Source organism: Bradyrhizobium sp. 61 (assembly GCF_023073075.1).
In the GTDB taxonomy this organism is placed as follows: domain Bacteria; phylum Pseudomonadota; class Alphaproteobacteria; order Rhizobiales; family Xanthobacteraceae; genus Bradyrhizobium; species Bradyrhizobium barranii.
Genome location: NZ_JADPIU010000067.1, coordinates 249,292 through 268,932, shown reverse-complemented (window position 1 = coordinate 268,932; position 19,641 = coordinate 249,292). Strand labels below are relative to the sequence as shown.

Annotated in this window: 19 protein-coding genes; 5 read left to right on the top strand and 14 right to left on the bottom strand. The window is 63.7% G+C overall.

The genetic code is table 11. The annotated features are described in order from the left end of the window. Positions 1-84 precede the first annotated feature (84 nt). Positions 85-1,710 carry a long-chain fatty acid--CoA ligase gene (locus IVB46_RS25180; protein ID WP_247343695.1) on the top strand — a complete coding sequence of 542 codons (1,626 nt, stop codon included), beginning with the start codon at positions 85-87 and terminating at the stop codon, positions 1,708-1,710. Between the two features lie 93 nt (positions 1,711-1,803). Then, on the top strand, positions 1,804-2,922 hold the full coding sequence (locus IVB46_RS25175) for a glycoside hydrolase family 172 protein (RefSeq protein ID WP_247343691.1): 1,119 nt from the start codon (positions 1,804-1,806) through the stop codon (positions 2,920-2,922). 83 nt (positions 2,923-3,005) lie between these two features. Here the strand turns inward: IVB46_RS25175 and IVB46_RS25170 are convergent, their stop codons facing one another. Genes IVB46_RS25170 through IVB46_RS25155 form a run of 4 tightly spaced genes read right to left on the bottom strand, consistent with a single transcriptional unit; the run spans position 3,006 to position 5,671 of the window. Beyond that, on the bottom strand, positions 3,006-3,539 hold the full coding sequence (locus IVB46_RS25170; RefSeq protein WP_063983914.1) for a porin: 534 nt from the start codon (positions 3,537-3,539) through the stop codon (positions 3,006-3,008). 31 nt (positions 3,540-3,570) lie between these two features. Further along, entirely contained in the window at positions 3,571-4,329 is a 759-nt protein-coding gene (locus IVB46_RS25165; RefSeq protein WP_071915031.1) for an outer membrane protein, read from the bottom strand. Between the two features lie 52 nt (positions 4,330-4,381). Beyond that, on the bottom strand, positions 4,382-4,891 hold the full coding sequence (locus IVB46_RS25160) for a porin (protein ID WP_063983916.1): 510 nt from the start codon (positions 4,889-4,891) through the stop codon (positions 4,382-4,384). A 51-nt stretch (positions 4,892-4,942) separates the two neighbouring features. Continuing rightward, a complete protein-coding gene (locus tag IVB46_RS25155) occupies positions 4,943-5,671 on the bottom strand; it encodes an outer membrane beta-barrel protein (protein WP_247343687.1) in 729 nt (242 codons plus the stop codon). Between the two features lie 567 nt (positions 5,672-6,238). Here IVB46_RS25155 and IVB46_RS25150 point away from each other — a divergent pair. After that, entirely contained in the window at positions 6,239-7,450 is a 1,212-nt protein-coding gene (locus tag IVB46_RS25150; protein ID WP_247343683.1) for an acyl-CoA dehydrogenase family protein, read from the top strand. Positions 7,451-8,109: 659 nt separating this feature from the next. Here the strand turns inward: IVB46_RS25150 and IVB46_RS25145 are convergent. From IVB46_RS25145 to IVB46_RS25130, 4 genes are read right to left on the bottom strand one after another with little or no spacing between them, the layout of a single operon-like run. Beyond that, positions 8,110-8,976, bottom strand: coding sequence for an HlyD family secretion protein (locus tag IVB46_RS25145; protein WP_063983918.1), 867 nt, complete (start codon positions 8,974-8,976; stop codon positions 8,110-8,112). Then, positions 8,973-9,179: a DUF1656 domain-containing protein gene (locus IVB46_RS25140; protein ID WP_028146630.1), complete on the bottom strand. Its 207-nt coding sequence runs from the start codon at positions 9,177-9,179 to the stop codon at positions 8,973-8,975. Before IVB46_RS25140 ends, IVB46_RS25145 begins: the two co-directional genes overlap by 4 nt. Further along, complete coding sequence (locus tag IVB46_RS25135) at positions 9,176-11,227, bottom strand: FUSC family protein (protein WP_247307256.1); 2,052 nt, start codon at positions 11,225-11,227, stop codon at positions 9,176-9,178. Before IVB46_RS25135 ends, IVB46_RS25140 begins: the two co-directional genes overlap by 4 nt. A 1-nt stretch (position 11,228) precedes the next feature. Next, positions 11,229-11,702, bottom strand: a complete 474-nt coding sequence (locus IVB46_RS25130; protein WP_063983920.1) for a MarR family transcriptional regulator — start codon at positions 11,700-11,702, stop codon at positions 11,229-11,231. 92 nt (positions 11,703-11,794) lie between these two features. Here IVB46_RS25130 and IVB46_RS25125 point away from each other — a divergent pair, with 92 nt between their 5' ends. Continuing rightward, the gene (locus IVB46_RS25125) at positions 11,795-13,021 is read left to right on the top strand and encodes an MFS transporter (protein WP_247307251.1); all 1,227 of its coding nucleotides are present in this window, start codon (positions 11,795-11,797) and stop codon (positions 13,019-13,021) included. Between the two features lie 9 nt (positions 13,022-13,030). Here IVB46_RS25125 and IVB46_RS25120 read toward each other — a convergent pair whose 3' ends face one another. From IVB46_RS25120 to IVB46_RS25100, 5 genes are all read right to left on the bottom strand, one after another. Further along, on the bottom strand, positions 13,031-13,939 hold the full coding sequence (locus IVB46_RS25120; protein ID WP_071915048.1) for an amino acid ABC transporter substrate-binding protein: 909 nt from the start codon (positions 13,937-13,939) through the stop codon (positions 13,031-13,033). Between the two features lie 150 nt (positions 13,940-14,089). Then, positions 14,090-15,529 carry an amidohydrolase family protein gene (locus IVB46_RS25115; protein WP_247307248.1) on the bottom strand — a complete coding sequence of 480 codons (1,440 nt, stop codon included), beginning with the start codon at positions 15,527-15,529 and terminating at the stop codon, positions 14,090-14,092. Between the two features lie 16 nt (positions 15,530-15,545). Continuing rightward, entirely contained in the window at positions 15,546-16,571 is a 1,026-nt protein-coding gene (locus tag IVB46_RS25110) for an ABC transporter substrate-binding protein (RefSeq protein WP_247307245.1), read from the bottom strand. Positions 16,572-16,610: 39 nt separating this feature from the next. After that, entirely contained in the window at positions 16,611-17,387 is a 777-nt protein-coding gene (locus tag IVB46_RS25105) for an ABC transporter permease (protein ID WP_247343681.1), read from the bottom strand. Next, positions 17,387-18,244 (bottom strand): ABC transporter ATP-binding protein, encoded by an 858-nt coding sequence (locus IVB46_RS25100; protein WP_247343678.1) that lies wholly within the window; start codon positions 18,242-18,244, stop codon positions 17,387-17,389. Before IVB46_RS25100 ends, IVB46_RS25105 begins: the two co-directional genes overlap by 1 nt. 196 nt (positions 18,245-18,440) lie before the next feature. On the opposite strand from IVB46_RS25100, the gene IVB46_RS25095 reads away from it, so the two are divergent. Beyond that, positions 18,441-19,199, top strand: coding sequence for a GntR family transcriptional regulator (locus IVB46_RS25095; protein ID WP_247307239.1), 759 nt, complete (start codon positions 18,441-18,443; stop codon positions 19,197-19,199). On the opposite strand, the gene IVB46_RS25090 is transcribed toward IVB46_RS25095, so the two are convergent. Next, positions 19,196-19,612, bottom strand: coding sequence for a nuclear transport factor 2 family protein (locus IVB46_RS25090; protein WP_247307236.1), 417 nt, complete (start codon positions 19,610-19,612; stop codon positions 19,196-19,198). The two genes, IVB46_RS25095 and IVB46_RS25090, sit on opposite strands and share 4 nt — an antisense overlap. Between the last annotated feature and the right edge of the window lie 29 nt (positions 19,613-19,641).

Below are 19,641 nucleotides of genomic sequence, written 5' to 3'. Positions count from 1 at the left end.
GTGAACGTCCCGTGACGTTCCGCTAACCTCGCACGAAAATCACAAGCGTACGCCACGCAACGACGTGGCAATCCGGAGGAGACCATGCAGGGATTGATGATGGATATGCCGCTCCTGATCAGCGGCCTGATCCAGTATGCCGCGGACTATCACGGCGAGGCCGAGATCGTCGCGCGCGAGATCGAGGGCGACATCCATCGCTACACCTACGCCGACGCCCATCCACGCATCAAGCGCATGGCGCTGGCTCTGAAGCGGCTCGGCATGAGGCAAGGCGACCGCGTCGGCACCCTGGCCTGGAATACGCACCGCCATTTCGAGATGTTCTATGCCGCGCCCGGCATGGGCTACGTGCTGCACACCATCAATCCGCGGCTGTTCCCCGAGCAGCTCGTCTACATCATCAATCACGCCGAGGACCGGCTGCTGTTCATCGACCGCGCCACGCTGCCGCTGGTCGAGGCGATCGCGCCGCAGCTGAAGACGATCGAGGCCTATGTCGTGATGTCCTCGCGCGAGCGGATGCCGGAGACCAAGCTTGCGAACGTGCATTGCTATGAGGATCTCCTCGCCAGCGAGAACGACGCCGGTTTCGTCTGGCCGGAGTTCGACGAAAAATCCGCCTCCACCATCTGCTACACGTCGGGCACGACCGGCAATCCGAAGGGCGTGATCTACTCGCACCGCGCCGCCATCCTGCAAACCATGACCTGCTGCAATTTCGACTTCCTGCCGGGACATCTCGAAGGCGTACGCGAAGTCATGATGCCGATGGCGCCGCTCTTCCACGGCAACGGCTGGAACATGCCGTTCACCGCGCCTTACACGGGATCAAAGCTGGTGCTACCCGGCCGCAACTATGAGCCCGACAAGCTCTATGAGCTGCTCGAAGGCGAGAAGGTGACGCTCTCCGCCGGCGTGCCGAGCTTCTGGCTGATCCTGCTCGACTGGCTGGGTCGCACCGGCAATAAATTCTCGACGCTGCGCGCGACGCTGTCGTCCGGCTCGGCGCCGCCGCGTGCGATGGTCGAGAAGCTCAAGCGCGACTATGACATCGACTACATCCAGGCCTGGGGTATGACCGAGGCCCTGGGCTGCTCGATGCCGGGCTTGCGGCCCGGCTCCGAGCATCTCGGCGACAAGGAGAAATTCGACCGGCGCCAGGTGTCGGGCCGCGCCTGCTTCGGCACAGCCTTGCGCATCGTCGACGACGGCGGCAACGAGCTGCCGCGTGACGGCAAGACCGTCGGCCATTTGCGCGCCCGTGGCCCGTGGGTCGCCTCCGGCTACATGAAGCTTGACGAGGGCCTCGACCGTGATGGCTGGCTGATCACCGGCGACATGGCGGTGATCGACAGCCAGGGCCACGTCACGCTGACCGATCGCTCCAAGGATGTGATCAAGTCCGGTGGCGAATGGATCTCCTCGATCCAGCTCGAGGACGTCGCCTTGTCCCACCCCGATGTGCTTCAGGCCGCCGTGGTCGCGATCAACCACGAGAAATGGCAGGAGCGTCCGCTGCTCCTCGTCGTCCGCAAAAAAGGCGCGACCGTCGACGGCAAGACCTTGCTCGACCACATGCGCCCGAAGATCGCGAGCTGGTGGATGCCGGATGCGGTCGAATTCCTGGACGAATTTCCGATGACCGGCACCGGCAAGGTGCTCAAATCCGCGCTGCGCGAGAAGTTCCGGGGGTACCGCGTCGTCTGAAGTGCGCGCGCCTTGCCGTGCCCGGTCTTCATCTTTTGGTAGATTCGACGGCGATATATCGAGGTGTCGCTAACTCCAGGGATCGAGGACAGCATGGCGTTTTCCGGATTGGGCCTGCATCTCGGCAATCTGTCGCGCCTGTCGAATGCGCAGACGCGCTCGATCAGCCCCGAGAATTTCACCGGCGAGAAGGGCAAGGGCGGCATCTCGGTCGACGGCCCTGCCGCACGCCAGGCCCGCGATCTCGGTCAGGGCTGGAAGATCTCGCCCTATGTCGTCATCGAGCCCGGCGCGACCTTTACGCTCGGCGACATTCAGGGCCAGGGCGCGATCCAGCAGATCTGGATGACGCTGGCGCGCGGGCGCCTTCGTCACTCGATCCTGCGCATCTACTGGGACGACCAGGCGCAGCCAAGCGTGGAATGCCCGGCCGGCGATTTCTTCGCCTGCGGATGGGAGGAATTCGCGCAGGTGTCCTCGCTCGCGGTCTGCGTCAATCCCGGCCGCGCCTTCAACTGCTACTGGGAAATGCCGTTCCGCAAGCGCGCGCGCTTCACGCTGGAGAACCGCAGCGAGGAGCAGCTCACCGTCTACTACCAGATCAACTATGCGCTGACCGACGTGCCCGAGGACTGCGCCTATTTCCATGCGCAGTTCCGGCGTACCAATCCGCTGCCGTACAAGGAGGTCTACACCATCCTCGATGGCGTCAGCGGTGCGGGCCATTATGTCGGCACCTATATGGCCTGGGGCGTCAACAACAACGGCTGGTGGGGCGAAGGCGAGATCAAGTTCTTCATCGACGGCGATGGTGCATTCCCGACCATCTGCGGCACCGGCACCGAGGACTATTTTTGCGGCGCCTATAATTTCGATCCCTATGTCGCGCATTCCGGCCAGGGTCCGGCGCAACAATCCCGCTACCAGGAATTCACCACGCCCTATGCCGGCCTGCCGCAGGTGATCCGTCCCGATGGCGCCTACAAGTCGCAGCAACGCTTCGGCCTGTACCGCTGGCACATCCCCGATCCCGTGCGCTTCCGCTCCGATCTGCGCGTGACGATCCAGGCGCTGGGCTGGCTGCCGGGCGTCAAGGAGGCGAAGTATCTTCCATTGCAGGACGACATCGCCTCGGTCGCGTTCTGGTACCAGACGCTGCCGACCCCGCCCTTCCCGACATTGCCCGGCCCGGATTATCTCGAAATCGGCTAGCCGCCCTTCCCTGCGCTCACAGCATTTGCGCCGCCCGGACGTCGTGAAGATCGTCCGGGCGGCGCCTTCGTGTTCGGCGCCGGCTACCAGGAATACTGGAGCCCCACGCGTCCAAGGGCGCGCACGTCGCTCCACGACTGCGCCGGAAGCGCCACGCCAAACTCCGTCGCGGTCCGGTTGGACGTGGACGTCAAGCTGCCGCGATCGAGACCGAACGCGATGCCCATGGTCAGTGACAGGTTTCCCTGGATCCTGATCATTCCGACCACACCGGCGGCATGCTGCCCGTCGAAGACGGCCCAGTGCGTCGAGATCGCATAGTTGGTCCCGTCGGGCAGGAACGGATTGACGAGCGAAGTCGCCATGGCCGTTCCCGTCGCTGCACGGGTAATCTGGCGTGCGAGATCGAACTGGCTCTGCACCGTCTGCCCCGCGTTCACGCAGGTGTCAGTACCCGGTATGTAGAAGAAGTTGGCACCGTAGACCGAGCAGATCTTTTCGTACTCGACCGCAGCATGGCCGGGCGTCGGGATCGCCAGAACCAGAGCGGCAGTCGCAAGGATAGCGCGCAGGTGACGTCGGAAGACGTCTCGTGCCGCGTTGATTTGCTTCCACATGTTTGTCTCCAATCAGTGACGTTGGCGCGGCTCAGTAACGAGCAACGATGGCATCGCCGTTGAAGCGGTAGTTCACGCCGAGCTTCACGAGATGAAGGTCATGGTCGACGTTCTGGGTGCTGATCCGTGTGCTCAGCGCGATCGCGGCCGGACCGAAATACAGGTAGTCGTACTCCAGTCGCGCCGAGAGATTGCTCGTCAGCGCGTATTCAAGGCCGACGCCGCCGGTCAAGCCGGTCCGCTGGTGGTTCACGTCGAGCGGAGCAACCGTGCCGACATAGGCCTGGTAGGCGACATTTGCCCAGGCAACGCCGCCTTTGGCGTAAGCCAGTACGTTATCAAACGCGTAGCCGATGCGACCGGTGCCCGTCGCCATCGCCTGGTACGACACTGAAAGCCCGGACAAGATGGGGTTCGCGGGATCGAACGGACGATTGCCCTTGATCGACGCCCAGGAAAGATCGAGCTCGGCACCGACCACGATGTTGTCGAACTGCCAGTTGGCGCCAACCTGCGCACCTGCGAGCGCGCCCTTTGTGTCCATCGTGAAGCGATCTTGCGCGAATGCGAAGCTCGGGTCGACGAGCCGGCTGCTGCCCATGCCATAACCGCCATGAGCACCAATGTAGAAGCCGTTCCAGAGCGGCACCGGAGCGACGACCGGAGCCTTCACGGTCATGTCGGCCGCGTTCGCGGATGTGGCGGTGAGCGGCATGGCCGCGAGAAGCGGCGTGACGGCAGCAACGCAGGAGAGGAAGCGGCGCGCCGATCGCGAGAGAGAGATTGTCATGGGATGGTCTTTCAAATGTCAGAATGAATTTTAGGAGCGAGTGTCGCGTGCATCACCAGGCGTACATGAACCCCGCGCGGCCGAGGCCACGGACGTCACTCCACGATTGCGCCGGGATCGCCGTGCCGAATTCCGTCTGCGTGCGGTTGGTGAGGGACGTGAGGCTTCCCTTGTCGAGGCCGAGCGAGAAGCCGCCCGAGAACACGAAATTGCCGGAGACCCGCACGAGCCCTGAGAAGCCCGCTGCGTGCTGGCCGTCATAGGTCGCCCAGTGGGTCGAGACCGCGTAATTGGTGCCGGTCGGAAGCCACGGCGCGACGAGCGACGCGGCCATCGCGGTGCCGGTCGAAGCGCGGGTCTGCGCACGCGCGAGATCGAACTGGTTCGTCGCGATCTGGTTGGCGTTGGTGCAGGTGTCGGTGCCCGGAATGTAGAAGAAGCCGGCGCCGTACAAGGAGCAGACCTTGACGTACTCGACTGGAGCGGCGGCGTGGCTTGGTGCGGCGATCATGGCGCCGAGGCCGGCGGTGACGACTGCGGCGATCTTGGACATGGTGGACATGATGTTGTCTCCGAGGATTTCTGTTGAATGTTGTTTCGATGTGCCGGGGAATTAACGCGGGAGGCCGCTGTCGCCGTTGAAACGGACGTTGATGCCGGCCTTCACCACCTGGACGAAATGCTTGATCTCGGAGGTCGTGTCCTGGCTCACCCAATGCAGCGTTTCGGTGGGGAGAAAGATCGCGTTGTATTCGACCTTGGCGGAGACGTTGCGCAGGAAGGCCACTTCCAGGCCGACGCCGCCGACGGCACCGAACAGCTCGCGGTTGTAGTTGGTGATCTCCGGGGTGAACCGCGACGAGAGCTCCATGCGGGCATAGGCGGCACCGCCCTTGGCATAGGCGAGCCATTGGCCCGATGCGTAGCCGACACGGCCCGTCGCGGTCGCGAGGGCGGTGTAGCCGACCCCGTTGGTGGTGCTCGACGTGAGAAGGGGCGAGGTGCTGGTGTTGCCCTTCACGAAGGACCAGGAGCCGTCGACCTCGGCACCAAGGACATAGTTGCCCAGCTGCCAATTGTAGCCGAGCTGCCCGCCCGCGAGCGGTCCGTTGTAGTAGGCAAAGAACGGATTGTTGGCGGGGCTGTTGAGGGGATCGCGAAACTCCGACTTCCCCCATCCCCAGCCGCCATGGACACCGGCGTAGAATCCAGACCAGGAGACGACGGGTGCAGGCAGCGGACCGCCGGCGAAAGCAGGTGAAGTAATAATCGCGCTCACCGCTGCAACGGCGGCGGCGAGCCTGATGCGGTGAGTGACGGAACGTCCTGATTGCGTGTGCATGTCGATGTCCATTTCCTTTTCAAATTAAAGATGCTTCTCTTATATTTCTCTATTTTAGATTGTGCCTTGAGATGCAACGTTTGGATCAAGCCCTTGCTTGCTTTTGAACGAACGAAACCGGCGACCGCGCAGCTTGCGGATCGACGGGACGAACTACCGGTTGTTGGAAGAACCCGCGCGCAGTCTAGGACAGTGCGCTCCGCGTCCTATCGACTGGCGAACTAGGGGCGCGCGATCCGTAAGGATGTGCTTCCGTAGTCCCCTTGTGTTGTCATGACTGCTGCCCCCACTTTTGATTGAGGCCGATCTTAGGCACGACCTTTCGGATTGCCAGTCGCGTCAAAGTCACAGTTGCTGATTGTTTCCCACGCGCTTCTCATTCGGTGCACAAACGCAAGACAACGCATGAATGGACGTTAATATCGCTACGCAACAGGTGAGCTCTGACGCGATTTGCGCAGAGCCGCGCCGATGAAAATGCGATGAGGCAAGCGCCGCTATCGCCGACTCGATTCTGATGCAGGCCGGCCCCGCGTGCAGGCGCTGCTTGATCTACAGGAGGTCCAGATGCTCTACCCGATGTCGCCCAAAGTCGTCGAACTCAAGCGCAAGCTCGAAAGTTTCATGGACCGGCACATCTATCCGAACGAGGAGCGCTTCTATCGCGAAGCGGAAGAGCTCGGACCGTGGAAGGTCTATCCCGTCGTCGAGGAGCTGAAGCCGCTGGCGCGCGCCGAAGGTCTCTGGAATTTGTTCCTGCCGGAGTCCGGCCACGGCGCGGGTCTCACCAATCTCGAATATGCCCCGCTCTGCGAGGTGATGGGGCGCACGCATCTGGCGCCCGAAGTGTTCAACTGCTCGGCGCCCGACACCGGCAACATGGAGGTGCTGGAGCGCTATGGCACGGAGAAGGACAAGGAGCGCTGGCTGAAGCCGCTGCTCGCCGGCGAAATCCGCTCCTGCTTCGCCATGACCGAGCCCGCCGTCGCATCATCCGATGCGACGAACATCGAAAGCTCGATCGTGCGCGACGGCGACCACTACGTCATCAACGGGCGGAAATGGTACACGACCAACGCGACCGATCCGCGCTGCAAGATCTGCATCTTCATGGGCAAGACCGATCCGGACAATCCCGACCGCCACAAGCAGCAATCCATGATCCTCGTGCCGATGGACACGCCGGGCATCGAGGTCAAGCGTCCCCTCCCCGTGTTCGGCTTCTACGGCGTGCCCGACCGCGCTTCCGAGGTCGTCTTCACCAATGTGCGCGTGCCCAAGGAGAACATGCTGCTGGGCGAAGGCCGCGGCTTCGAGATCGCACAGGGCCGCCTCGGCCCCGGCCGCATCCATCACTGCATGCGGCTGATCGGCCTTGCCGAGCGTACGCTGGAAAAGATGTGCCGCCGCGTGCGCAGCCGCGTCGCCTTCGGCAAGCCGGTCTCGGAGCAGACCGTGACGCAGGAGCGAATCGCGGAAGCCCGCATCATGATCGAGCAGGCCCGGCTGCTGACGCTCAACGCCGCCCATGCGATGGACACGGTCGGCAACAAGGTCGCGAAGGCCGAGATCGCGATGATCAAGGTCGCCGTGCCCAACATGGCCTGCCAGATCATCGACTGGGCCATCCAGGCACACGGCGGCGGCGGCACCTCGAACGATTTCGGTCTGACCCAGGCCTACGCGACCGCGCGCCTGCTGCGGCTTGCCGATGGGCCGGATGAGGTGCACCGAAACCAGATCGCGCGGTTCGAGCTGAAGAAATACTCGAATGCCTGAGCAGACGCTGGTTCGTCAGTCCCGAGCCGACGCCTGAGCGTCGGAGTCTAATCGATGCTTGGCGGCTCCTGGATGGGTGCAGAGACATTTTGCTTCGAAATCGCTTCGAGCATCGCTCCGAAAATGATGATCGGCAGATAGAACGCAAGCATGATCGTATTCCTCCTGCTGTGACAACCTTGGCCTGCAGGACCAGGTTCCTCAAATTGACACTCGCCCGCCTCGGAACAATTTCGTCGCTTACCGAGCTACCGACGAAACCGAGTCGCAGGCAGTATCAGGAACGCATCGCGTCAATCGCATGGGCGATCAGAACGACTGCGCTCGCGGCAATGAGAAACACAAACAACCAGCTCATGTCCGCCTCCGATCCCGGAAGTGAACGCGGTCATCCATGCACAGTCAAAAACCATCGGTCTGGAACCGCTATTCAACGGCTGGCTGATGCTTCGCAGCAACATTTGCGTCCGCTCGCGGCTCTATCGGCAGAATGCCAGAAGGAGCAACGCGCTGACGACGCAGGCTGCCAGGACTAAAAACCAAACGCCCATACGGTCCCCCGACTCACACAAGCGCGTCAGGATTAGCCCTGCGATTTGGCATTGAAACGCCTGTTGGTGGTTTTCCCCAAGCCAGGCGCGATCCATGGGCTCGTTGCGTTAGTCCAATACCTCTACCGTCGCGGAGCGGCCGGCGACGAGCGAGATGGTGTCGGGGACATTGTCCAACGCGATGCGCACCGGGACGCGCTGGGCGAGCCGCACCCAACTGAAGGTCGGGTTGACATTGGCAAGCAGGTTCGCGCCCTCAGCGCGGTCGCGGTCCTCGATGCCGGCGGCGATGCTCTCGACATGGCCTGACAGCGTGACCGTTTCGCCCATCAGGCGGACCCGCACCTTGTCGCCGGTGCGGATGCGCGCGAGCTTTGTCTCTTCGAAATAACCCTCCACGTGCAACGTATCCGTGTCGACCAGCGCCATCACGCCCTTGCCGGCCGTGACGTAAGCGCCGGGACGCAGATCCATGTTGGTGATGACACCGTTCACGGAGGCGTGGACCTCGCTGCGATCGAGGTTGAGCTGGGCGACCGCGCGGTCGGCGACGGCCTGATCGAACGCCGCCTTGGCCTGGAGCTGGGTGGCCAACACCTGCTCCTGCTTCTGCTGCGACACCGCATCGGTGGTCAGCGCGCTGTAGCGCTTCAAATCGGAATTGGCCTGGTCGAGCGTGGCCTGATGACCCGCCACCGATGCATCGGCTTGCCGCAAGGCCAGCGCGAAACGTTCGCGATCAATCCGGAACAGCACATCGCCGCGATGGACTTTCTGGTTGTCCTTGACCAGCACCTCCGTGACGAACCCGGATACGTCAGGCGCGACCTGCACCACGTCGGCGCGGACGCGGCCGTCGCGGGTCCAGGGCTGCTCCATGTAATAGACCCAAAGTTCACGGCCGACCGCGAGCGCGGCGACGACGGCGAGAACGGTCAGCGCAAGGCGGCCAAACCAGGCGAAATTCCCCTTCATGGCAAAAACTCCGAGAGATAGACGACGCCGCCGAGAAGACAGACGAAAATCGCGAAATCGAACAGCGCACGGTGCCAGACCAGCCGGTAGAGGTCGAAGCGCTGCATGAGCCGGCGCAGGATCGCGCTCAGGACATAGGCGACGATGATCCACAGCAGTAACGCCGGCACCAGCACGCCATAGATGTCGATCACGTATCTCATGCGGCAACACTCTCGCCTGTACGCGGCCGGTAGGCCGGTGCGTCCGGGAACAGGCCGCGGCGGATGCCGACGAGGCCGATCAGAGCGTCTTCGCGCGCGCTGTCATTGGAATCCGTCACCGCTTTGGCCAGCGCCCGATCGACGCTGGTCAACAGCTCGGTCGGCATTGCTCCACCGGCATGGCTGCGGCAAGCGATCGCGAGCTGATCAAGCATGTCGTCGATGACGGCAATGGTGGTTGCGGCAAGCCCATAGCGGGCGCGGCGCAGGTCGATGATATTGATCCCGATTCGAAGCTGCACGAGGCTGTCGGCATCGTGGCGATCGCTCTCGGAGAGGAAGGCGATCCGCTGCACCAGAAGGCCCAGACGGTGCAGCATGAGGCCCGCAAACTCTGCCCGATCATGCTTGCCACGGCGCTCGGCAGCGACTGCGAGCGTCTTCCAGCTCGATAGCACCAGGCGATTGGCGATCCACTCGGCGCCGACCCCGCGCGCGATCCGCGTCACGAGCTCGGCGATGACGACGCCGACGAAGAAGGCGACCGCGGAATTGGCATAGGATGCGAAATCCGCGCTGTAGGTCGATTGCAGCGCCAACAGCGTTGCGGTGTTGGCCGCGAGCGCCATGCCTGTTCCCGCCGTTGCCGGCCGTCCGATCAGGAAGCCGTAGAGCAGAAAGGTCGGCGCCAGCGCGACGATCAGAACCTCAATATGGGAGATCGTGGGCACCAGCGCGAACAGATAGATCGCGACGACCACGATGGCGACCAGCGACCACAGGCCAAAACTGCGGATGAAACGTGCGGGCTCGTCCTGCGCGGCAAAGAAGGAGCATGCGACCGCCGCCATCATCGGCGCCGAGGCGCCGTCCGGCCAGCCGGTCCCGATCCAGAACGCGCAGCAGATCAGGATGGCCGTGGCCGCGCCGGCCGCCGACCACAAGGCAAGGCCGCGGTCGCGATGGCGCACCGGCGCGGCGCCGGCCTCGGAACGGAAGGCCAGATCGAGCGTCGAAACATTGCGGCTCTCGGCGATGGCCTCGCTGAGCACGTGGCAGTCGCGCGAGAGGTCGACCAGCTCGCGCAGCCGCAACAGCAGGCTCGTGGTGATGATCCGCTCCCATGAGGCGCTGTCATCGAGCACCGCCTGTCGCTCTGCAATCATGGCGCGGATCGGCTCGGCCGGTTGCCGCGCGCCGACATCGCTCGCAATCCATTGCGCAAGATCCTCCAGCAGCCGCTTCAGCTCGGGCTGCCGGCGCAACGCCTCCTCCCCCAGCGCAGCCAGCCGATCCTCCAGCGAGGCGATCACCGGCAACAGCATCAGCATGCGCAGCCGGATCTCGCCGAGGCCAGTCACCGCATTGCGATCGGTCAGCCGGTCATACGCAAGATGAGTGGAAAGCGTGTCGATCTCGACGATGTCGGTCGCAAGCTTGAGTCGCCTGCCGCGGCGCGTTTCACTCGTTCCCTGACGAAGCAGCACCGCCTGGCTCACGCGCTGCGCATCCGACAGCCAGGCGTCGACGCGATTGGCAACGGCTGGCGCGACGCTGCGGGGAAAGACGATGGTGGAGACGAGGCTCGCGCAGATGATGCCGAGGGAAATCTCCTCCACCCGCGCAATGGCGGTATCGAAGATGGCGCCGGGCTCGGAGACGGAGGGAAACCCGATCAACGCGACCGTGTATCCCGCCAGCATGAAGACATAGCTGCGCGGCGTGCCATCCAGCAGCGACAGATAGAGGCAGAGCCCGACCCAGAGCGCGATCGCGAGGCAAAGCAATTCCGGCGCATCGATCAGGTTCGGCACCAGCGCCACCGTCATGGCGGCGCCGACCAGCGTGCCCATGACGCGGAAGAACGCTTTTGAGCTGGTCGCGCCCGCCAGCGGCTGCGAGGTGATGTAGACCGTCGCCATCGCCCAATAGGGCCGCGGCAGGTCCATGGCGAAGGCGATGACGAGCGCCAGCATCGACGCGGCAAACGTCTTCAACGCAAAAATGACGTCCGCGTGGCGGACCAGGAACGGCTCTTGCGCACGCATGCTATTTCGTCTCTGGACCGGTCTTGGTGTCCTGCAGGCGACTGGCCCGCTGTTCGATGCGCTGAAGAGTTTCGAAGGTTATCGCAAGTTCGTCCGCGCCGATATCCTTGAGCAGGCTTGCCCGCACCCGGCGCAGCACCCGGTTGGTCTCCTCGACCTTGACCTCGCCCGCCTTGGTCAGATGGAGCGTTTTGGCACGGCGGTCACTCGGATCCTCGCGACGTTCAACCAGCCCCTCGGCCTCGAGCAGATCGATCAACCGGACCAGCGACGGCCCCTCGATGCCGAGCTCGTCGGCGAGCACGCCCTGTCGCACGTTCTCGCCCTGCCGCGACAGCACCAGCAGCGGAATCGCGGTCGCATAGGACAGGCCATGATCGGACAGCGCCTGATCCGACTCGCGGCGCCAGATGCGGGCCAGTCGCGCGATGAGACGGCCGATCTCGCCGTGGATATGAGCCTGCGAGGGAGCCATGCAAATTAGATAGGACGCGAACTATTAGCCTGCAACTATATAATCCGGCGTATCGCAATCGATCACGCAAATGCGAACGAGGACAGCGCTGGATGGGACCGGGTTCCGCGAGCGGGGCAAGGGAGACGATGGCGGGCGAGAGCACGCTGACGCTGGTCCCGACCTTCGTGGTCGTCGCTGTGGACGCCACGGGCATGGGAATCATCCTGCCGTTGCTGCCGTTCTACTCGCAGCGGCTCGGCGCGACGCCGTTCCTGCTCGGCGCGCTGATCTCGGCCTATGCCGTCTGTCAGCTCATTGCCGGCCCTGTGGTCGGCATGCTCTCGGATCGGTACGGCCGGCGGAAGGTTCTGGTCGTCAGCCAGATCGGGACTTTCATCGGCTTCATCCTGCTCGCATTGGCGGGCAACCTGACGCTGGTGTTCCTGGCACGCATCATCGACGGCCTGACATCAGGCAACATCTCGGTCGCTCACGCCTATGCCGCCGAGCACAGCGCGCCGGCAACGCGCAAGCAGGCACTCGGCATGACCAGCGGTGCGATCGGAACCGGGCTGCTGCTCGGCCCTGCTCTCTCGAGCTTCCTCGTGCATTACGGCCAGACCGCGCCGGTGTGGGCTGCGGCCGCGCTCTCGCTGATCAGCATCGTTGCGACGATCGCCCTGCTCCCGCCTGATCACCCGGCGTCCGAGCCGCTCTACCAGCACCGCGTGCCTGAGCCGACGCTGACCCGCAGCCTGCTCGGCATGCGCTATGCCTGGCGGCTGCTCGGCCTGCTCATCGTGTTCTTCTTCGTCAACTCGATGTTCCTGTCGCAGATCGGCCTGTTCCTGTCGGCGCGGTTCTCCTGGGACGGACATCCCTTCGGCGCGCGCGAGCTCGGCTGGATGTTCGCCTATGCCGGTTTCATCAACATGGTGGTTCAGGGACTGCTCATCACGCGTGTGAGCATCATCGCGTCAGACCGCAGCATCGTGATGGCCGCGTTCGCTTGCATGGGTCTCGGATTTGCCGGACTTGCGGCCCGCGACAATGTCGGCCTGCTCGCGATCAACCTGACACTGATCATCGTCGGCACCATGTTCGCGCGCAGCACGCTGACGGCCGAGCTGTCGCGCTCGACCGCGATCAATCGTCAGGGCATGATTATGGGCCTGAACCAGTCGCTGATGTCGGGCGCGAATATCAGCGCGCCGCTCCTGAGCGGCGCGCTGATCGGTCATCGGCTGTTCGTTCCGTGGGCGCTTGCTATGGCCGCCATCGCGGCGATCGGCGCGGCGCTGGCTGGCCAGCTGCTGGATGCACCGCGGGCGCGCTAGCTCCTCGCCTCACTTCACCAGATAGACGTCGGGGTCAGCGCTCGAGCTCGGCGACTTGAAAGCATTGCGCAGGGCCGCCGACATCGGGACATTGTAGTTGAGGCCGTTCGGCGGAGTCGGCGATTCCAGCCAGCGCTTGTAGAGCACCTCGATCTCCGGGCTCGCGTAAAGCTCCGCGGTCGCACGATCGGCCAGCGCCTTGAACGGCGCATCCTCCCGCCGCAGCATGATCCCGAACGGCTCGGCCTTCGAGAACGTCTCCTCGCTGATCATGAACAGCGCCGGCTCCTTCGACCGCGCAATCGCGACCGCAAGCTGGACGTCGTCGAGCGCGTAAGCCTGAGCGCGGTCGGTTTCCAGCAGCAGGAACGCTTCGGCTTGATCCACGGCCGGCATTATCCTGATGCCGAGATTTCGCTCGGTGTTGACCTTGGCAAGCTGATTCAGATTGACCGAGCCTGCCACCGCCGTGACGGCCTTGCCCTTGAGATCGTCAATGGTGTTGATCTTCGCGGCTTTCTTTGCTGCAAACCGGGTCGCGCTGAGGAAATGCGTGTTGGTGAAGGCGACCTGCTTCTGGCGGTCGGCGTTGTTTGTTGTCGCCGAGCAGTGCAGATCGAGGGTGCCGTTGACCATCAACGGAATCCGGTTCGACGACGTCACGGCGAGCGTGTCGACGGCGATGTCGGGCATGCCGAGCTGCTTCTTCACGGCATCCACGATCTTGAGGCAGATATCCATCGCAAAGCCGATCGGCTTCTGGTTGCCGTCGAGATAGCTGAACGGAACCGAGGCCTCCTGATAGCCCAGCGTGATCTTCTTGGTCTCCTTGACCTTCTGGAGCGTGCCCGACAGGTCCTCGGCTGAAGCTGCGCCCGCAAGACATGTGACGGCCAGGATAATTGTGGGAAGACGCATCGCAGGGCTCCTCAAGGGGGTCATGGGCTGCGCCGCGGCGCAGCCGCGCGTGTGATAGCCCAGAGCCGGACCAACCGCCAGACGAGGTTCCGCCTATCAGCTATCGCGGTTTTATATCGGCCGGACCTAAGGGGGGCGTGGCGCCCCGCCCTATTCGCAGGTGAGCTGCTGCTCGAACCAGCCGGAGACCCGCTCCGACAGCGGCGGCCAAACGCGCTGGAAGTTCGAGAGCTTGCCGACATTGACGCGGTACATCGCCCGCAATTCCTGCTCGATGGCCGGCAGGTCAACGCCCATGCAGGCCCCGTCCTTCGCGATCGCCTTACCGGCAACGACGACCTCCTTCACCAGCGACGCATTGCCCCGCGCGAACAGAAGCGCCATGGGGTCAACGGGCATGATCTGATCTCGGTCCAGCCGGTCGAGGTCGATCACGACGAAATCGGCGGGATTGCCTGCGACGAGCGCGCCGCTCCCGGGCGCGCCGGTGGCACGACGCCCGTTGCGGACAGCAAGCGCGAACAGCTCGGCCGGCGTCCATGTCGCCCTGAAGCCGAGACCGCCGTGGACCATCTGCACCAGCCGCATCTCGCGCAGGATGTCGTCGTCCTCGTCCAGCGCCAGCCCGTCGACGCCGACCGCGATGGCGCAGCCACATTTGTGTGCGGCGGCGATCGGGGCGAGCCCCGAGCGCAGATGCATGTTCGAGCTGAAATTGGTGACGATGCGCGCGCCGGAGGCTGCGATCATCTCCAGCTCATCGGGACGGGCGTGGATGCAGTGCGCCAGCGTCAGCCGCTCCGAGAGGAAGCCGATATCGCGCAGCCAGCGCACCATGTCCGGAAAGTTTTGGTCGGCCCAGGCGCGCTGATAGACGGTCTCCAGCAGATGCATGTGAATGCGGCGGCCCGTCTGCGCCGAGTTCTCCGCCACCGCCTCCAGCAGTGGCTTCGAACACCATTGCACGCCGGCGGGCCCGAGCTGCACGTCGACCATCGGGCCGGAGATGGCCGCGGCAATCGCATCGGTCAGCTCGATATAGGCCTTCGGAGACATCGGCGCGCGGACAAAGAGGTCTTCGATGCTCTTGCGGTCATCACTGGGGAGGCCGGAGAGAATCGGCTCGGCATCGCCATAAACGATCGGATTCAGGTCCCGCACCGCGAGGGCAAATGCCACGCGGATGCCGACATCGGATGCCGCCCTCGCAATCGCCTTGGCTTCATCGAGCAACGGCATCGTCCCGCTTGGGCGGGTGTAGTGCACCATCATCGCCGCGCAACCAGCCCTGGCGGAATGTGCCAGTGCGGAGGCCGCGGTCAGATAGGGGTCGATGGGCGAACCGAGCGCGGTGCGCAGGATCCAGCTTTCGAGGGGCATGCCGACCGCCCCGAAGGACGACGCGGTCGCGCGCGCATGATCATGGGCGTTGACGAAGGCGGGAATGACGAAGGAGCGAGGGCCGCCGGCAGGCCCCGCTCCTTCAAGAATGTCGGTGATGATACCGTTATCGTGCCGCAGCACGACATTGTCGGTCACACCGAGATCGGGGCCACGGAACAGGCTGGTTGCCGCAATCTCCGTGGCCATGACCGTCTCTCCAAACTTAGTTGGCAGTATACACCAACTCCCGCTCCGCGCGCGGCGGCAGGAACTCGCGCGAGAACACCTCTGCGGGCGTCGGCGCGCGGGCGAGCTGATAACCCTCGACAACGATGCCGATCGCGCGCGTCATGCGGTCATCCTTGATGTCGCCGATGCCGATCTCCTTCATCTCGGGCGAGACGATCAGCTTGTCGAAGGAATATTGCAGCCGGCGCTTCTCGACGGCGACGTCGATCAGATTGTCGTAGTTCAGCGCCGCCTTCATGCCGGCGTTCTGGTCCTTGGCCACCGCGATTGCGCCCTTGTTGATGGCGCGCACGAGCCCGGCCACGGCCTTCGGGTTCGACGCGATCAGCTTCTTCGAGACCATCACACCGTTGGAATAGAGATCGAGGCCGTACTCACCGAACGAGAACCATTTGAAATCCTTGTCGGGGTCCTGGCGGTTGAGCACCAGGTTGAAATAGCTGGTGATGTTGAACACGAGCGCGGCGTCGATGTCGCCCTTGATCAGCATCGGCTCCTGCAGGTTCGGGGCCATGTTGGAGATCTTGATCTTCTCGCCATCGAGCCCGTTCTTGCGGGTGAACACCGGCAACAGGCGCGTCGTCGGCGTGCCCTGCGCGCCGCCCAGCGTGTGGCCTTCAAAATCCTTAATGGTGTTGATGCCGCTGGTCTTCTTTGCGACGATCGCGAACGGCGGCTGGTTCCACATCATGTAGACCATGACGGGCGCCTCCTGCGGCTTGGTCGAGGCGTTCTGGATGATGGCGTTGACGTCGCCGAAGCCGGCGTCATAGGCCCCCGACATCACGCGCGTGACGGTGGCGCCGGAGCCCTCGCCCTGGTCGATGACGACGTTGAGGCCTTCCTCTTTGAAGTAGCCGTTGTCCTTGGCGTAGAAGAATGCGGCATCGCTGCCTTGCGTCTTCCAACCCAGCGTGAACTTGATCGTGGTGTCCTCGGCCGCGACGCCCCCCGCAGACAGGGCCAATCCCAGCAGCGCGACAGTTACTTTTCTCAACATCGAGACCTCCTCAGCTTCGTTGCATGACGGTTCAAGAATTCAGGTGGCGATCACGTCGTTCTTGCGCGTAGCCCAGCCGGTGACACGGCCTTCAATCAGCGAGAACACGGCGTAGAGCGCGACACCGAGGCCCGCGAGCACGAACAGGCCGGCGAACACCAGCGGCACGTTGAAATTCGAGGACGCGGTCATCATGACGTTGCCGATGCCTCGGTTGGAGGCGACCGTCTCCGACAGCACCGCACCGACGAAGGCATAGGAGATCGCGACCTTCAGCGAGGCGAAGAAGAACGGCATGGTCCCGGGCAGACCGACATTCCAGAGGATGTCGAACTTGCTGGCGCCGAGCGCCTTCAACACGTCTTCGAGCTCGGGCTCGGTGGTCGCAAGGCCCGTGGCGATATTGACGACGATCGGGAAGAAGCAGATTGACAGCGCGGTCAGCACCGCCGGCACCGTGCCGGAGCCGAACCACAGCACGAAGATCGGCACCACCGCGACCTTGGGGATCGAGGAGAAGCCGATCAGCAGCGGATAGCAGGTGTCATAGGCTGTCTTGGAGACGCCGATGATGGCGCCGAGGGCGACCCCAAGCGCAACGCCGAGGACGAAGCCGAACATGGTGGTCGCGAGCGTCTGCACGATGTGCGGCCACAGCACCGGAAAGCGCTGAAACAGCGTGACAAAAACCTGTGATGGCCGCGGCAGCACCAGGTCCGACATGCCGGTCATCAGGCAGAACAGCTCCCAGGCGACGAAGAACAGCACGATCAGTCCCGCCGACCATGCCTTCTGCCTGACATCGATCCCGAACATCAGCCTGTCCCCTGTTGGGCTGCACTGCGCGCATCCTCGATGAAGGCGCGCAGCTTCTGGTTCAGCGCGACGAAATCCGGCTCGAACGTCATCGCGACGGTGCGCGGGCGCGCGAATTCAACTCGGCTGTCGTCGAGGATGCGACCCGGACGCGCGCTCATCACGCAGATGCGGCTGGCGAGGAAACCGGCCTCGCGCAAATCGTGCGTCACCAGCAGCACGGTCGGCTTGTGCGTCATCCAGAGGTTCTGGAGGATCGCCCACAGCTCCTCGCGGGTGAACTGATCGAGCGCACCGAAGGGCTCATCAAGCAGCAGCATCCGCGGCTCATGGATCAGCGCACGGCAGAGATTGGCACGTTGGAGCATGCCGCCGGATAGCTGCCAGGGATAGCGGCTGCCAAATCCCCTGAGGCCGACCTGCTCCAGCAGCGCGTTAGCTTTGTCGCGAAACTCGGTCTTGCGCAGCTTGCGGAAGTTCGAGCGGAACGGCTCGACGATCTTCAGCGGCAACATGATGTTCCGCTCGATCGTCATCCACGGCAGCATGGTCGGGTTCTGGAAGGCCATGCCGACCCGCAGCGCCCGCGCCGCGACCTCGCGGCCGCCGACAATGACGACGCCGCTGGTCGGCTGCACCAGACCGGAGACGAGGCGCAAAATGGTCGATTTGCCGCATCCGGACGGGCCGACCAGTGCGACAAACTCGCCGTCGGCGATCCGCAAGCTGGTCGTCGATAGAGCGGGCACGGCGCGGTCGCCGCGCCCGAAGGTCACAGTGGCCTCGGACAGCTCGATGGCAACAGGGCCGGAGCCTTCGGGAACGGGCTGGCCGTCAAATTGGGCGTTGGGTTGCATGCGCATCACAGCCAAAGTGCATGCAAGCTGGGTGCCAGTCGGTCACATCCGCAAAATCAATGATTTGGCCAAATACATCGTCGGATGGCCGGATTCGATTTAGGCAATCCGGACGCCAAACTGTATGCAATTGGAGCGCTGGATTGGCGCGGGGTTGTGCTAATGAGTGTTCGACCCTCCCCGCAAGGATTCGCCGATGGCGGCGCGCACCACCAGCAAGAGCTCTGAATCATCGGACAAGGTCGGCGTGATCTGCCGCGCGCTCAGGCGCGCGATCATCGAGCAGGCGCTGGAGCCCGGTGCAAAGCTGCCTGAGGATGCGTTGGGCGAACGTTTCGGCGTCAGCCGCACCATTGCGCGCCATGCGCTGGGGCAGCTTGCTGCCGAGGGCCTGGTCGAGCTCCGCCGCAACCGGATCGCGGTGGTGGCGACGCCGAGCTGGCAGGAGGCGCGCGACGCCTTCGACATCCGCATTCAGCTCGAGGGCCTCGTCGTCCGCCAGCTCGCGGGCAAGCTGAGCAAGAGCCAGATCGCCGAGCTGAATGCCCATGTCGATGCCGAGGACCGCGCACGCGGCGGCACGGATGCAGTTTCGATCCGGCTCGCCACCGAATTCCACATCCTGCTCGCGCACATGACGAACAGCCCGATCCTGGTGCGCTATGTCAGCGAGGTCGCCTATCGCTGCTGCCTGACGCTGTCGCTCTACAGCCGACCGCATTCCACCGAATGCGCGATCAACGAGCACCGCGCCATCATCGCATCGCTCGCCAAGGGCGACGAAGCCAAGGTGATGCAATTGATGCATCATCATCTGGATTCCGTGGCCAATCGTGCATTGGTGGCCCCCACCCCGCAACGTGGCCGCGACCTGCTCGATATTCTCGCGCCTTATGCGGATGAAGTGACGAGCGACCGCGTCGTCAAGCTGCCGAAAGTGGCCCGCAGGGGTTAGGCCTCAATCCCGCGCTGGACCAGGATACGCTCGGCGCTGTCGTTCCAGACGTCCATCTTCACGATCTGCCCGCCCCGCACGACAAAGCGATCGACATAGCGATTGCCCTCGAACGGCGTGCCGTCCATCCACTCGCCATAGAGCGTGCCGACGCTGTAGACGACCGTCTCGTCCGCGCCGGGGCAAACGTCGAACCGGTCCATCTTCTTCTTGACCCAGCGGTAGCGTTTCGCATTGAAGCCGGTCGGGCCGTGCGGATGATCGAACTCGCGCCCGCCGGTAAACGTGATCACGGTGCCCGGCTTCATATAGGCCGCGGCGGCGTCGGGATCGGGTATCATCGAGGCCGTGAGATAGGCCTCCACGATCTCGGCGTCGGTCATCGGGCGTTCGGCTTTTGCGGGGGCGGACATGCTGGGCTCTCCGAGGTATCGGCATTCTA

Bases quoted from the DNA above. Each gene is read 5' to 3' on its own strand.
- IVB46_RS25180 (WP_247343695.1), top strand. From the start codon at position 85: ATGCAGGGATTGATGATGGATATGCCGCTCCTGATCAGCGGCCTGATC.
- IVB46_RS25140 (WP_028146630.1), bottom strand. From the start codon at position 9,179: ATGAGATACGTGATCGACATCTATGGCGTGCTGGTGCCGGCGTTACTG.
- IVB46_RS25145 (WP_063983918.1), bottom strand. From the start codon at position 8,976: ATGAAGGGGAATTTCGCCTGGTTTGGCCGCCTTGCGCTGACCGTTCTC.
- IVB46_RS25110 (WP_247307245.1), bottom strand. From the start codon at position 16,571: ATGTTGAGAAAAGTAACTGTCGCGCTGCTGGGATTGGCCCTGTCTGCG.
- IVB46_RS25120 (WP_071915048.1), bottom strand. From the start codon at position 13,939: ATGCGTCTTCCCACAATTATCCTGGCCGTCACATGTCTTGCGGGCGCA.
- IVB46_RS25105 (WP_247343681.1), bottom strand. From the start codon at position 17,387: ATGTTCGGGATCGATGTCAGGCAGAAGGCATGGTCGGCGGGACTGATC.
- IVB46_RS25160 (WP_063983916.1), bottom strand. From the start codon at position 4,891: ATGTCCACCATGTCCAAGATCGCCGCAGTCGTCACCGCCGGCCTCGGC.
- IVB46_RS25135 (WP_247307256.1), bottom strand. From the start codon at position 11,227: ATGCGTGCGCAAGAGCCGTTCCTGGTCCGCCACGCGGACGTCATTTTT.
- IVB46_RS25150 (WP_247343683.1), top strand. From the start codon at position 6,239: ATGCTCTACCCGATGTCGCCCAAAGTCGTCGAACTCAAGCGCAAGCTC.
- IVB46_RS25165 (WP_071915031.1), bottom strand. From the start codon at position 4,329: ATGACAATCTCTCTCTCGCGATCGGCGCGCCGCTTCCTCTCCTGCGTT.
- IVB46_RS25130 (WP_063983920.1), bottom strand. From the start codon at position 11,702: ATGGCTCCCTCGCAGGCTCATATCCACGGCGAGATCGGCCGTCTCATC.
- IVB46_RS25095 (WP_247307239.1), top strand. From the start codon at position 18,441: ATGGCGGCGCGCACCACCAGCAAGAGCTCTGAATCATCGGACAAGGTC.
- IVB46_RS25125 (WP_247307251.1), top strand. From the start codon at position 11,795: ATGGGACCGGGTTCCGCGAGCGGGGCAAGGGAGACGATGGCGGGCGAG.
- IVB46_RS25170 (WP_063983914.1), bottom strand. From the start codon at position 3,539: ATGTGGAAGCAAATCAACGCGGCACGAGACGTCTTCCGACGTCACCTG.
- IVB46_RS25090 (WP_247307236.1), bottom strand. From the start codon at position 19,612: ATGTCCGCCCCCGCAAAAGCCGAACGCCCGATGACCGACGCCGAGATC.
- IVB46_RS25175 (WP_247343691.1), top strand. From the start codon at position 1,804: ATGGCGTTTTCCGGATTGGGCCTGCATCTCGGCAATCTGTCGCGCCTG.
- IVB46_RS25115 (WP_247307248.1), bottom strand. From the start codon at position 15,529: ATGGCCACGGAGATTGCGGCAACCAGCCTGTTCCGTGGCCCCGATCTC.
- IVB46_RS25155 (WP_247343687.1), bottom strand. From the start codon at position 5,671: ATGCACACGCAATCAGGACGTTCCGTCACTCACCGCATCAGGCTCGCC.
- IVB46_RS25100 (WP_247343678.1), bottom strand. From the start codon at position 18,244: ATGCAACCCAACGCCCAATTTGACGGCCAGCCCGTTCCCGAAGGCTCC.